This is a genomic window from Modicisalibacter ilicicola DSM 19980, from assembly GCF_900128925.1.
Lineage (GTDB): Bacteria > Pseudomonadota > Gammaproteobacteria > Pseudomonadales > Halomonadaceae > Modicisalibacter > Modicisalibacter ilicicola.
In genome coordinates this window covers 1-12,899 of record NZ_FQUJ01000019.1, presented here as the reverse complement: position 1 = coordinate 12,899, position 12,899 = coordinate 1, and the positions used below count along the sequence as shown (strand labels likewise).

General features: G+C 62.7%; 13 protein-coding genes and 1 pseudogene. 10 read left to right on the top strand and 4 right to left on the bottom strand.

Annotated elements, in window-relative coordinates:
- The first annotated feature begins 44 nt into the window (after nt 1-44).
- The 5 genes and pseudogenes from BUA41_RS16615 to BUA41_RS16595 form a co-directional block, all read left to right on the top strand.
- The gene (locus BUA41_RS16615) at nt 45-641 is read left to right on the top strand and encodes a TRAP transporter small permease (protein ID WP_072825017.1); all 597 of its coding nucleotides are present in this window, start codon (nt 45-47) and stop codon (nt 639-641) included.
- Nucleotides 638-1,912, top strand: coding sequence for a TRAP transporter large permease (locus BUA41_RS16610; protein WP_072824918.1), 1,275 nt, complete (start codon nt 638-640; stop codon nt 1,910-1,912). The genes BUA41_RS16615 and BUA41_RS16610 overlap by 4 nt, the downstream gene beginning before the upstream one ends.
- 25 nt (nt 1,913-1,937) lie before the next feature.
- A complete protein-coding gene (locus tag BUA41_RS16605) occupies nt 1,938-3,410 on the top strand; it encodes an aldehyde dehydrogenase family protein (protein WP_084671771.1) in 1,473 nt (490 codons plus the stop codon).
- A 24-nt stretch (nt 3,411-3,434) separates the two neighbouring features.
- Nucleotides 3,435-4,316, top strand: a complete 882-nt coding sequence (locus tag BUA41_RS16600) for an NAD(P)-dependent oxidoreductase (RefSeq protein ID WP_072824916.1) — start codon at nt 3,435-3,437, stop codon at nt 4,314-4,316.
- Nucleotides 4,317-4,364: 48 nt separating this feature from the next.
- Nucleotides 4,365-5,441, top strand: a pseudogene (locus BUA41_RS16595) (DUF3541 domain-containing protein); the annotation flags it as partial.
- A 12-nt stretch (nt 5,442-5,453) separates the two neighbouring features.
- Here the strand turns inward: BUA41_RS16595 and BUA41_RS16590 are convergent.
- Nucleotides 5,454-5,993: an isochorismatase family protein gene (locus BUA41_RS16590; RefSeq protein WP_072824912.1), complete on the bottom strand. Its 540-nt coding sequence runs from the start codon at nt 5,991-5,993 to the stop codon at nt 5,454-5,456.
- A gap of 256 nt (nt 5,994-6,249) precedes the next feature.
- On the opposite strand from BUA41_RS16590, the gene BUA41_RS16585 reads away from it, so the two are divergent.
- The 5 genes from BUA41_RS16585 to BUA41_RS16565 all read left to right on the top strand — a co-directional run bounded on the left by BUA41_RS16585 (nt 6,250) and on the right by BUA41_RS16565 (nt 10,253).
- On the top strand, nt 6,250-6,963 hold the full coding sequence (locus BUA41_RS16585; RefSeq protein ID WP_072824910.1) for a DUF3581 domain-containing protein: 714 nt from the start codon (nt 6,250-6,252) through the stop codon (nt 6,961-6,963).
- Nucleotides 6,964-6,977: 14 nt separating this feature from the next.
- Nucleotides 6,978-7,433, top strand: a complete 456-nt coding sequence (locus BUA41_RS16580) for a CopD family protein (protein WP_072824908.1) — start codon at nt 6,978-6,980, stop codon at nt 7,431-7,433.
- Between the two features lie 34 nt (nt 7,434-7,467).
- Nucleotides 7,468-8,262 (top strand): OBAP family protein, encoded by a 795-nt coding sequence (locus BUA41_RS16575; RefSeq protein ID WP_072824906.1) that lies wholly within the window; start codon nt 7,468-7,470, stop codon nt 8,260-8,262.
- A 15-nt stretch (nt 8,263-8,277) separates the two neighbouring features.
- The gene (locus tag BUA41_RS16570; protein ID WP_072824904.1) at nt 8,278-9,255 is read left to right on the top strand and encodes an MBL fold metallo-hydrolase; all 978 of its coding nucleotides are present in this window, start codon (nt 8,278-8,280) and stop codon (nt 9,253-9,255) included.
- A 65-nt stretch (nt 9,256-9,320) separates the two neighbouring features.
- Nucleotides 9,321-10,253: a DUF808 domain-containing protein gene (locus BUA41_RS16565; RefSeq protein ID WP_072824902.1), complete on the top strand. Its 933-nt coding sequence runs from the start codon at nt 9,321-9,323 to the stop codon at nt 10,251-10,253.
- 13 nt (nt 10,254-10,266) lie between these two features.
- On the opposite strand, the gene BUA41_RS16560 is transcribed toward BUA41_RS16565, so the two are convergent.
- The 3 genes from BUA41_RS16560 to BUA41_RS16550 form a co-directional block, all read right to left on the bottom strand.
- On the bottom strand, nt 10,267-10,821 hold the full coding sequence (locus BUA41_RS16560) for an NADPH-dependent FMN reductase (RefSeq protein WP_072824900.1): 555 nt from the start codon (nt 10,819-10,821) through the stop codon (nt 10,267-10,269).
- Between the two features lie 204 nt (nt 10,822-11,025).
- Nucleotides 11,026-12,246 carry an alginate export family protein gene (locus BUA41_RS16555; RefSeq protein ID WP_217652838.1) on the bottom strand — a complete coding sequence of 407 codons (1,221 nt, stop codon included), beginning with the start codon at nt 12,244-12,246 and terminating at the stop codon, nt 11,026-11,028.
- A gap of 346 nt (nt 12,247-12,592) precedes the next feature.
- A partial coding sequence (locus BUA41_RS16550; RefSeq protein WP_139249159.1) for an IS30 family transposase occupies nt 12,593-12,899 on the bottom strand: 307 nt, incomplete at its 5' end.

Below are 12,899 nucleotides of genomic sequence, written 5' to 3'. Positions count from 1 at the left end.
TCGGCGCCAAGACGGCGCCGGGCGTTTTCTGAATGGTGGCAGTGATGGTGGATCTGTTACTGCGTATCGAGCACCTGACCACTCGCCTGGCGCTGCTGGGCGCGATGGTCATGCTGGTGATCTCGGTCGCGCTGGGCTTCTATCAGGTGATGACCCGCTTCGTGATCGACGCCCCTTCGACCTGGTCGGAGGTGGGGGCGCGTTCGGCGATGATCTGGTGCGTGTTCCTGGGCAGCGTCGCGGGCTTCCGTGGCGGTTTCATGATGTCCGTGGAGGTGATCTACAAGCTGATCCCGCAGCGGCGCCTGATCTGGCTCGAGGTGCTCATCGCGCTGTGCTGCGTGATCGTGCTTCTGGTGTTGATCCGCTATGGGCTGGCCATGACCCTGCGGGTACGGCCGCAGATGCTCTCTGGCATCGAGATATCGATCGCCTGGGTCTACGCGGCGATGCCGATAGGGGCGAGTTTCGCGCTGCTCGCCATCCTGGCGCGTCTTCTCGCTCAGGCCACGGGGCGCGAGGCGATAGGCCCGGCCCATGACGAAGAGGTCGCCGTGGAGGCCGCCCCGACCGAGGAGGCCTCCGTGATGGATGGGCCCGAAGCGTCGTCGACGGACCAGCAGAAGAGGACACGCCGATGAATGCCGCCATTGCCCTGTCGTTGGTGATCCTTTTCGCCCTGGGGGTGCCGATCGCGATTTCCATCGCGCTGGCCTCGATCATCGGCATCGAATTCTTCTCTCGCCTGCCGCTATTGCTGGTGCCGCAACAGATGTTCGTGGGCATCGACAACTTTCCGCTGATGGCGATCCCGTTCTTCATCCTGGCCGGCAACCTGATGGCCGCCGGGGGCATCTCGCAGCGCCTGGTGGACCTGGCCAAGTCCGTGGTCGGCGGCATGCAGGGCGGCCTGGCGATGACCTGCGTGCTCACCTGCATGCTGTTCGCGGCGGTCTCGGGCTCCAGCGTGGCGACCACCTTCGCCATCGGGTCGATCCTGATCCCGGCGATGGTCAAGCACGACTATCCGCGACCGCTGGCGGCCTCGATCCAGGCCTCGTCCGCCGAACTGGGGGTGCTGATACCGCCCTCGATCCCCCTGATCCTCTACGGTGTCAGCACCGATACCTCGATCGGCAAGCTGTTCATCGCCGGCATCGGGCCAGGCCTGCTGATCGGCAGCGCGCTGCTGCTGTTCCTCTATCTGTTCTGCAAGGTGCGCGGCTACGGCCTGCGTGACCGGGAGGATCGCCAGGATTTCCTCTCCGCCTTCAAGCGGGCCTGGGCGGCGATGCTGATGCCGGTGGTGGTCATCGGCGGCATCTATGGCGGCATATTCACGCCCACCGAGGCCTCGGCGGTGGCGGTGGTCTATGCGCTGATCGTCGGCGGGCTGGTCTACCGCGAGCTGAGCCTCAAGGAGCTGGTACCGATCCTGCGCCATAGCGTGATATCCACGGCGGCGGTCATGCTGATCATCGCCGCCGCGGCGCTGTTCAGCTTCCTGATCAGCCGTTCCGGCCTGCCCGGCGAGGTGGCCGCCTGGGTGACCCGGGTCTTCGACAGCCCGGTCAGCTTCCTGCTGGCGGTCAATGTCATGTTGCTGGTCATCGGCATGTTCGTGGAGACCTCGGCGGCGATCCTGGTCCTGGCACCGATCTTCACCCCCATCGCGATGCAGTATGGCATCGACCCGGTGCACTTCGGACTGATCGTCGTGGTCAACCTGGCCCTCGGCATGTTCACCCCGCCGCTGGGGGTCAATCTGTTTGCTGCCTGCGCCGTGGCCAAGCTCTCCATCGATCAGTTGATCCCCTGGCTGCTCCGCTTCGTGCTGGTGGTGCTGGCCTGTCTGATCGCGATCACCTACATGCCCTGGATATCCCTGGGGCTGGTCGATCTGTTGTATTGAGACGCTAGAGAACGGGAGAACAATGATGAGCCTTTTGCCAGACATGCCTCCCTGCGCGGCACTGATCGCCGGTGAGTGGACGCCCACGCCTCACCAGTTGAGTGTCGAGGCGCCCGGCACGGGTAAGGTGCTGACCGAGATCGCCCGTTGTCAGGCGGCCCAGGTCGAGGAGGCCGTCGCGGCCGCCCGTCAGGCCTTCGATGGCCGGCTGGGCGGCCATTCGAGAGAGTGGCACGCCTGGTCGGCGCGACGCCGGGGTGAGTGGCTGTTTTCCTTCGCCGCCGTGATCGAGGCGAACGCCGAGACGCTCGCTGCCCTGGAATGCGCCGATACCGGCAAGCCGATCAGCCAGGCCAGGGGGGATATCGCTGCCTGTGCGCGCTACTTCCGATTCTACGCCGGGGCCGCGGACAAGCTGCACGGCGAGACCATCCCGTTCGACAACGACTACGCGGTGATGACGCTGCGCGAACCATTCGGTGTCTGCGCGCAGATCATCCCCTGGAACTACCCCGCCCAGATATTCGGCCGGTGCGTGGCGGCGGCGCTGGCAGCAGGCAACACGGTGGTGCTCAAGCCCGCCGAGGAGGCCTGCCTGAGCGTCCTGCGCCTGGCCCAGCTCGCCCGGGAGCATGGCCTGCCCCCAGGAGTACTGAACGTGATCCCGGGGCTGGGCAGCGAGGCCGGTGCGGCGCTGGCTGCCCACTCGCGGATCGATCATCTGTCCTTCACCGGTTCACCGGCAACCGGCACCCTGGTCGCCCAATCCGCCGCGGCCCACCATGTGCCCGTGACCCTGGAACTGGGCGGCAAGTCCCCGCAGGTCCTGTTCGCCGACGCCGACATGGACGCCGTCCTGGCGGCGGTGGTGCGCGGCATCGTCCAGAACGCCGGCCAGACCTGCTCGGCCGGCAGCCGGCTGCTGATCGAGGCCTCCTGCTTCGATGCGGTGCTGTCGCGGCTCGCCGCGCGCTTCTCGGAACTGCGCTGCGATGTCGGCGAGAACGACCCCGATTGTGGTCCGCTGATCAACGCCCGTCAGCGCGCCACGCTCGAGGAGCGCCTTGCCGCCGCCCGAGCCGACGGGGTCCGCGTACTGGCCGAGGGGCGCCTTGCCGAGCAGGCGCCAGCCGGGGGGCATTTCGTGGTACCTCAGGTGCTGGTCGACATTCCCGACGGGCATGCGGTGTTGAGCGAAGAGCTGTTCGGCCCGGTACTGGCCGTCCAGCGCTTCGATAACGAAGACGAGGCCGTGCGCCTGGCCAACGCCACCGACTTCGGGCTGTGCGCCGGCGTCTGGACCCGGGACGGTGGGCGCCAGTTGCGTCTGGCCAAGCGCATCCGCAGCGGCCAGGTCTTCGTCAACAACTACGGTGCGGCGGGCGGCATCGAGCTGCCCTTCGGCGGTGTCGGGCGTTCCGGTCATGGTCGCGAGAAAGGCTTCGAGGGGCTGAAGAGTTATACGCGAATCAAGACGGTCGCCATCCGTCATGGCTGAACGCCCACCACAAGGAGTTCTTGCATGAAAGGTTCTCGTCACGTCGGCCTGGTCGGTGTTGGCCTGATGGGTCACGGTATCGGCCGCAACCTGTTGCGTCATGGTCATGCGCTGACCTTCCTCGATCACCCCGGCAATCAGCCCGTCGACGATCTGCTCGCGGCCGGCGCGATCTCGAAACCCAGCGCCCGGGAAGTCGCCGAGGCATCCCAGGTGGTGATCCTCTGCGTGACCGGCACGCCCCAGGTCGAGGCGGTGCTCTTCGAGCCGGGTGGCGTGCTGGAGGGGCTCAAGCCGGGCAGCATCGTGATCGACTGCTCCACGGCGATTCCCAGTTCGACCATTGCCATCGCCGAGCGGGTCGCCGAACGGGGCGGGCGTTTCCTGGATGCGGCCATGACCCGCACCCCCAAGGAGGCCGAGGAGGGGCGTCTCAACCTCCTGGTCGGTGCCCCGGACGAACTGTTTGCCGAGGTCAGACCGTTGCTGGAGAACGTTGCCGAGCACATCGTGCATGGCGGGCCCGTGGGGGCAGGGCACAAGCTCAAGCTCCTTCACAACTACGTCTCCCTGGGGTTTACCGCCGTGCTGGCCGAGGCGACCGCCGCCGCGCGTCGGGCGGATATCGCCGATGAGTCCTTCCTCGAGGTGCTGGGCAACGGCGGCGGTGGCGGGGTGATCCTCGAGCGCCTGAGGCCTTTCATTCTCGACGAGGACCCCTCGGGCTTTCGCTTCAGTCTCGCCAATACCCTGAAGGATGTCGGCTATTACCATGCCATGGCCGAGGACCTGGGAGCGCCCCGGGATGTGGCGGGGGCCATCGAGAGGCTCTATCGGGAGGTCAACGAGGCAGGGCATGGCGAAAGCCTGGTGCCAGCGTTGATTGCCATTCTGGAAAAGCGCTGAGGCTTGTCCGAGGATGTTCGGTATGACGAGCAACCTACGGTGGCGTCGATGCAGCGAACGGCAGGCCGTCCTGATTACCACCGCCGGGCGTGGTGCCGCATCGTCCTGGTCGCGGCGATGCTGCTGCTCTCGGCCTGTGTTTCCACTGGCGGTGTCGATGCCGAGCGTGACGATCGAGAGATCGCTGCCGCCATCCAGGCGCGCTACGAGGCGGAGTTGTTCACGCTGGGCCTCTCCAGACAACGCCACTACGCGCAACGGCTCTATCGCATCACCGGCGAGCGGCGTTACGTGCCCGTCAACGAGGCCTATGCGGCTCGTCTGGTACTGACCCTCCGACGGGATATCCAGGGGCTGGCACGTTCCGGCTATGTTTCCCTGCGCAGCCGGGAGAGCATCGAGAATTATCCCGCTCGCACCGAGAAACAGCGCCGACGCAAGGCGATGCTGGGGGAGTGGGGAGAAATCGCCTTCGCCAAGAACCTCCTGTTCGACCTCGACCTGGCACACGATTACGGGCTTCTCGCGACTCCCGCGCTTTCGGGTCACGAACGCGCCCTGGCCTATCTGGGGAACGTGGACTTTCGCACCTTCCTGACGGACCCCGAGGTCATCGAGGTGTATGCCGCCCAGGTGGCCAACATGGTCTATTCGTTGCATCAGCTGGGCATCGCCGACCTTCGGGGCGAGGTGCTGGAGGCCTTTCGACGCCACTATCCTCCCGAGCGTGATTCGCGACTCTCCAGGGCTTCCTTTCGCAACAAGATCTATGGGCTGACCCACTTCGTGATCGCCGCCAGCGACTACTACCAGCAACCGGTCAGCGCCGTGGAATATGGCTGGGTGCTGGACTATTTCGCCGACAATATCGAACGCATCATCGAAAAGACCAAGGCCGACATCTATCTCGAGGTCGGTCTCAGCTTCCAGCTCATGGGGCGCACGACACATCCCGTGCTGGACCGTGTCAGACAGGCCTTGAGACGCAAGTACGATCCGCAGGCCCGCATGATCCCGGCGGAGGATGGCAGCACCGATCTCTCCGCCGGAGAGCATCGCAACGTGCTCGCCATCATGCTGCTGCGCTGGCCCGGGCGACTGACGCCTGGGCCGGACCTTTCCGCCGTGGACGCCTTTTCATTTCAGCAACTCGAGTACGGCACGAAACGCGGGGTGCTCGCAGTGGCGCAACCATTCGAACATCACCATCTCGCTGGTCACCACGCTGGCGCCGGCATCGCGTGCCCGTTCGATGGCGGCGCTCTTGTCCTGTGCCTTCCGGGAACCGATGGCGTCAGCGACCAGGTGCACGCGATAGTCGTGACGCAGCAGGCCGAGCACGGACTGCAGCACGCAGACATGGGCCTCGCAGCCAACGACGATCACCTCGTCGCGCTGGGGCTCGAAACAGGCCGTTGACGAAAACTCGGCAAAGGCGTCGAAATGGGTCTTGGTAATCAGACTGTCGAAGGAGTCCCCGAGCGGCAGCATGCTCGGACCCAGACCCGCCGGGTTCTGTTCGGTGCCGACGATCGGTATCTCGAGAAGCCTGGCGGCGTCGGTCAGCAGCTCGACGCGGTCGAGGACGTTCTCGCCGTCGTGGATCTTCGGCAGAAGACGCTCCTGCAGGTCGATCACGACCAGCGTCGAACGGTTGGCGTCACAGAGTTCGTTCATCCGTTGGCTCCGGCAGAGAAGGTCGTTCCTGCATACCATCAAAGGCAAGGCCGATGCCAGAGGCGTGCTGCGGTAACACCTTTTTTTACGCATGCCAGCCCGTGACGAGGCTGCCAGCCGGGCATGAACACGGGTTAGAATGTGGCCAGCCGATTTCATGGCACAATGGCTGGCACGGCGTGGCAGTTCCGCCATGTTCCGTGACACGAGGACCGGATGTCCGATGGCACCCATTTTCTATGCGTAGGCAGATCGCATGTTTCTCGATGACTTCTATACCCTCCGGGATGGCCGTCCGTGTATTTCCGCGGAACAGGCCAGTCGGTTCGCCAAGCGGATGGCCGGCGACTACAATCCGATCCACGACCCGGATGCGCGGCGCTTCTGTGTCCCGGGGGATCTGCTGTTTGCCCTGGTGCTGACCCACCATGGCTTGTCCCAGCGGATGACCTTCCATTTCCGCGGCATGGTGGGTGCCGATGTTCCCCTGGACATCCGTGAGCACGAAGGTGGCGCGCTCAGCATGAACGATGCGTCCGGCAAGGAGGTGCTCATCGTCGAGCGCAGCGGCGAGACAACCCGCGACCCGGCGGTGATCGAAGCCTTCACGCGCCGCTATATCGCCTTTTCCGGGCGCAATTTTCCGCACTACCTCAAGCCGCTGATGGAGCAGCAGGGTGTCATGTTTAACCCTCAGCGCCCCCTGGTGATCTACGACAGCATGGGCTTCACCTTGCGCACCCTGGACATCGCCGCACTGCAGGTGGAGTTCGTCGACTCCTCGTTCGAGATCAACGGCAAGCGTGGTGATGCCTATCTGGAATTTCGCATGACCCACCAGGGCGAGACGGTCGGGAGTGGCTCCAAGAAACTGGTGGTCAGTGGCTTGCGCGACTATGACGCGGCGGTGATGGATTCCTTCGTCGACGATTTCGTTCGCCGCAAGGCGTTACATGAACAAACCGACTGAGCTGAGAGGCCTGCATGGCAATCGCAATCTCGCTACATCTACTCGCCGCCGTGGTATGGGTCGGTGGCATGTTCTTCGCTTACATGGCCCTGCGCCCCGTGGCGGGCAGCCTTCTCGAGCGACCCATGCGGCTGACGCTGTGGAGCCAGGTGTTTCGCCGTTTCTTCCCGTGGGTGTGGGTCTCCATCGTCGTGTTGCTGGCGACCGGCTACTGGATGATCTTTGCCGCCTATGGCGGCATGGCCAACGTCGGCTGGCATGTGCATGCCATGCTTGGACTGGGCATCGTGATGATGCTGATCTTCGCGCATCTCTACTTTGCCCCCTTCAAGCGTTTGAAAAAGGCGGTGAGCGAGCAGACCTGGTCCGACGGGGGCGTTCAGCTCAACAGGATTCGCCTGACGATCGCCATCAATCTGGCGCTGGGACTGCTGGTAACGGTGATCGGCTCGGCGGGGCGCTATCTATAAACTGATGTCAGGAACATCTTCAGGAGATCAGGGAATGATCGGTATCAGACTTCGTTGGTATCCGTTGCTTGTCATGTCCGCCGCGCTTCTCGTGGCAGGCTGTACCGGCATGGACGAGCGAGCGCCGCGCATGGCGCCCCCGGGAGGGGAGGAAAGTGCCAGGACGAATGTGCTTGAAACAGGTGCCGATGCACTGCAGACCAGAGCTCCGCTGGAGCCGATGAATGTCTACCTGGTCGGTTTCCACCCCATGAAGAACGCCCCTTCCCATCAAATGGAAGCGCACCACTTCTGCACTCAGAAGAACGAGGATTTCGCTCAGTGTGCGCTGTTCGATGGCAATACCGCCCAGGCCAATCTCAATGGCATCGAATACATCATCTCCGAGCGCCTGTTCGAGCAGCTTCCCGAAGAGGAAAAACAGTACTGGCATCCGCACAATGGCGAAATCCTTTCTGGCCAACTCGTCGCGCCTGGCTTGCCGGACAAGGCGGATCATGCGCTGATGCAGAGCAAGATGAACAGCTACGGCAAGACCTGGCACACCTGGGCTACCAGCCCCGACCACAGTGGACAGATTCAACTGCCGCTGGGTGAGCCGCGCCTGGCCTGGTCCTTCAATCGCTTCGGACAGGCCAGGGAAGAGCTTATCGAGCAGCGTGATCGGAGCATGGGCATCGATACCCAGGAGCGCCGCCGGGGGCGACAGGATCTGATTCCGATGGCCAACCCGCAGCGCGGCGTGGATGCATTGCGAGGCCAGTTTCCGGGGCCGACGGATCCCATTCCTGGCGTGGCCGAAAAGCGTGGCACGGCCACGGCACCCTAGGCACACCCGACACTCATGGACATCCTGTTTCTGGGAACCTCTGCCGGCGTGCCGACCAGGGCGCGCAACGTCACCGCGACAGCGATCAGGAAACGTAACGCCAAGACCTGGGTGCTCGTGGATTGCGGCGAAGGCACCCAGCAACGGGTACTGCGCACGTCACTCTCGCTGAACCGCCTGGACGCCATTCTCATCACCCATGTGCATGGCGACCATTGCTACGGTCTACCGGGCCTGCTGTCCAGCGCCTCGATGATGGGGCGGGAGACGCCCCTGACGATCGTCGGACCGCAACCGATCCGGGCGTTTCTCGAGGCGGTGCAGGCGACAACCGGTTTGCACCTCACTTTCCCCATCGAGTTCGTCGATGTCGAACGGCTACCCGCCGATTTTCGAACCAGCGACTTCGCGGTGGAGGCCTCTGCGCTCTCGCACGGGGTCGCCTCCCATGGCTATGCCCTTGTCGAGAGGGGAATCCAGCGCAAGCTCGACACCAGACGCCTGGAGGCGCTCGGGGTGGCACGAGGGCCCGCCTGGGGGCGGCTCCATCGCGGCGAGGATATCCTGCTGGAGGACGGTACCCGGGTAACCAGTGACGAGGTGCTCCTGCCGGCGAGGGGAGCGAGGAAGGTAGTCATTGCCGGGGACAATGACACGCCGAAGTTGCTGGAAGGCCTTTGTGCAGGCGCCGATGTGCTGGTCCACGAGGCGACCTATACCCGCGAGATCGTCGATCGCCTGGGCACCGACAACGGTCACAGTACTGCCGAAGCCGTGGCGGCCTTCGCCCGGGACATCGGCTTGCCGAACCTGGTGCTGACCCATTTCAGCCCCCGCTATCAACACGACCGCGGTGTGACGCCGTCGATCGCCGACATCGAACGCGAAGCCCGGGACCACTATCGAGGTACGTTGTGGCTGGCGAACGACTTCGATGTTTACCGGTTATCCCGCGACGGCAGGCTCTGCCACGCGGGGCCGACCCGATCATGAGGCGATGGTCGCAGGCCATTCGCGCTATAGTGAATCGCGTACCCATTGCCGATTGAGGATGACCGATGGCAGGCGGCAGCTTACTTACCCTGATCGACGACATTGCCACGATCCTCGATGACGTCTCGGTGATGACCAAGGTCGCCGTCAAGAAGACCGCCGGCGTGCTGGGCGACGACCTGGCGTTGAACGCGCAGCAGGTCACCGGCGTCAAGGCCGCGCGGGAGTTGCCGGTGGTCTGGGCGGTGGCCAAGGGCTCGTTTCGCAACAAGCTCATCCTGGTGCCTGCCGCCCTGTTGATCAGCGCCTTCATTCCCTGGATGGTCACCGTGCTGCTGATGCTGGGCGGGGCCTTCCTGTGCTACGAGGGTGCGGAAAAGCTGGTGCACAAGTTCCTGCATCCCGACGATCACGATGCCCAGGAAGCCAGGAAGGCCCTGACCGATCCTTCCGTGGATCCGCGGCAATTCGAGCAAAAGAAGATCAAGGGCGCCATACGCACCGACTTCATCCTCTCGGCGGAGATCATCGCCATCACCCTGGGGACCGTGGCCGGCGCCGCGCTGCTGCAACAGGTCCTGGTGGTGTCCGGCATCGCCCTGGTCATGACCGTCGGGGTTTACGGGCTGGTGGCCGGCATCGTCAAGCTCGACGACCTGGGAATCTATCTGAGCGGTAAAGGCAGTTCATCTGCCCAGAGCATCGGTAGAGGCATCGTCAGCGCCGCGCCTTACCTGATGAAAAGCCTGTCGTTCATCGGCACCGCCGCCATGTTCATGGTTGGGGGCGGCATCCTGACCCACGGCCTGCCCATCATCGAGCACGCCATCGAAAACCTTGCCGGGGCGGCCGGCGACATTCCCGCGGCCGGTGCCATTCTCCAGCCGCTGGGACCGACGCTGCTCAACATGGGCTTCGGCTTGCTTGCCGGAGCGCTGATCCTGGTCGTTGTCGAAGGGGGCAAGCGGCTCAGGCGCCGGTTCGCGACAAGCGCTTGAGCCCCAGGCAGGGTCAATCCGCCATCTTGCCAACCCATTTCTCGTACCCGTCCAGGAACTTCTGCAGGAACCCCCGGCAGCGTTCGGTGGGCTGCCCCCGGTCATCGAACAGTTCATTGGCCTGGCTGAGATAGACCTCGGGCTGAGGCATGCACAGGACGTTGAGATTGACCAGTGTCTGGCGCAGATGGTGGCTGGCGCCGAAGCCGCCTTGCAGCGATGGCGAGGCGCTGATCACGGCGCCGGGCTTGCCGCTCCACACATTGCCCGAGGGTGGGCGGGTGGCAATGTCCAGGGCGTTCTTCATCGCCGCCGGCATCGAGCGATTGTGCTCCGGTGTGACGAAGATGTAGCCGTCCGCTGCCTGGATCTTATCCCGGAAAGGGGAGTAGGGCTCCGGAGGGTCGTCATCGAAATCCTGATTGTAGAGCGGCAGGTCGCCGATCTCGACGATCTCCAATTCCAAAGAGTCCGGCGCCAGGGCAATCAAGCCGTTGGCCGCCTTGCGGTTGAAGGATTCCTTTCTCAGGCTGCCGACGATCACGGCAATACGCTTTGTCTGACTCATGACCAGAACTCGTGCAGGGGAGTCAAGTAACTATAGAAGGAATGGGCAGGAAAAGTGATCTTTGTCGTTCTCGATCGCTTGCTTCCCTTTCCCTCGGGTCGGCCGATCAGGCCTTGATCCATGCTGGCTGTCGAGAAATGAAAAAAGCCCGTGACGCTGGTGCTGTCACGGGCAAAGCCCCTCATGAAACGATCGAAGTGCCGGTTAGAAGCTCATTCCCAGCCATACCCAGAGCTTGTCGGTGTCGACATTGATGTCGCCGGCCGAATAAGAGGCATACTTGATGCCGGAAGAGTAGTACTTGCCGAACTTCCTGCTGTAGACCACGTCGATCTCGTCACCGAGGTCGTCCACTGCCGGGGTGTCCTCTGCTGCCTCGTAATCGTGGTAGATCAGGTTGAGGTTGCCACCGGCCAGCTGGGTGCCGACCGAGAAGGACATGTCGACCAGACCCTGGGCAGGCGTATTGAGGAACTGGTCGGCCCAGCCGTTGTGCGCATGCAGTGTTGCCAGCGGGGTGGAGAAGCCGTACTCGCCATCGTCCGAACCCAGGTACTCGTAACCGGCCTTGAGCGTGAAGCGATTGAAGGCCACACCACCCTCGACGAAGTAGTAGTCGGCTTCGTAGTCCGCGGTGCCTTGCTCGAAGTCCTGGGTCGCCAACTCGGCGGTATAGAGAAGCTTGAGATTGCCGGCGTCGGTCGAGCCGTTTAGTCGGGCACCGTAGGTGTCGTTGGTGCGATCGGCATCCTCGTTGTCGAGCAGATAGGCGTAGCCGGTCAGCGTGCCCAGCGGCATTTTCCATGAGGCATTGAAGAGATGATCGCTCGAGTCGACATCGGCGTCGTCGGCGAAGATACGGTTGCGCTCATCGAGGTAGTTGTAGCTCAGGCTGGTATTCTTCGTGGGTATGAAGTCGAAGGTAAAGGCATCGAAGGTCTGCCTGTCCTGGCGCCAACCCACGTCACCGATGAAGCGATGATTGTCATAGACGATTCTTTGCCGGCCCAGCCTTGTGTTGATCCGGTCGTTGCTGTACTGCAGGAAGGCCTGGTCCACCTCCGTGGTTTCGGGATCGGCAATGACCGAATATTCACCGGGGTTGAAACCCGTCGGCCCGACCGAGTAGTCGTCCACACCGGCGACGGGCTGCACATCTTCCACCTCGAGCATTGCCGACAGGCCGTTGAAGCTTGCGGTGGTGTAGCCCAGGCGAGAGCGCAGGGTCAGCGCGTCCGCGTCCTTGAGCTGGTTGTCCTGTTCCACGCTCTCGTAGCGCAGGCGGAAATCGGCACTCACCTTGCCGTTGGTGAGGGCTTCCGTCAGGGAGCTTGCGGGGGTGTCCTGAGCGAGCAGGCCTTGGCTGCCGCCTGCCGCGATCAGTGCAACGGCAGCCTTGATCATATGGGAGTTGCTTTTTTTCATCATGCATACCTTAAAGTTTAGTTAACTGTGGGATGGTTGAAATAATCTACCGAATGCACTGAAAGGCGAGCTTCGATAGCCTTCTATGTTTATTGTTCTGGTTTAAAATAATTGAAATATAGTGGTGGTTATGAGGAAAAATATTGATCAAGGTCAAAGATTGGTTGTCTCTTGGCAATAAATCCGCCTTGAACCGTAAGCGGCGGGTTTCAGAGGCAGGGTTGGGAAGCTGAAGACATAAAAGCCTTCAATCCAGCTTCGAGGCCGTTGCTTTGCTGACAAGGAGAAGAATTGAAAGTTAATATTTCTTCATCAAGAATGGCGGTCTCAAGTTCCAAGCGCAACGCTATTGAAGGGTGCTCGGCCCACTGACTGATTTCTTGAGCACCTCGGCGTAAACTTCCAACGGCGTTCGCCAGTCCAGTGTCTTGCGCGGCCGGGTGTTCAGTGAGTCGGCGATCTCGTCGAGCTCTTCCTGGCTGTAGACCGACAGGTCCGTGCCCTTCGGCAGGTACTGCCGCAACAGCCCATTGGTGTTCTCATTGGAGCCCCGCTGCCATGGGCTATGCGGGTCAGCGAAGTAGATCGCCGTACCGGTCTTCTGAGTGATCTCGGCATGCTTCACCATCTCTCTGCCCTGGTCATAGGTCATT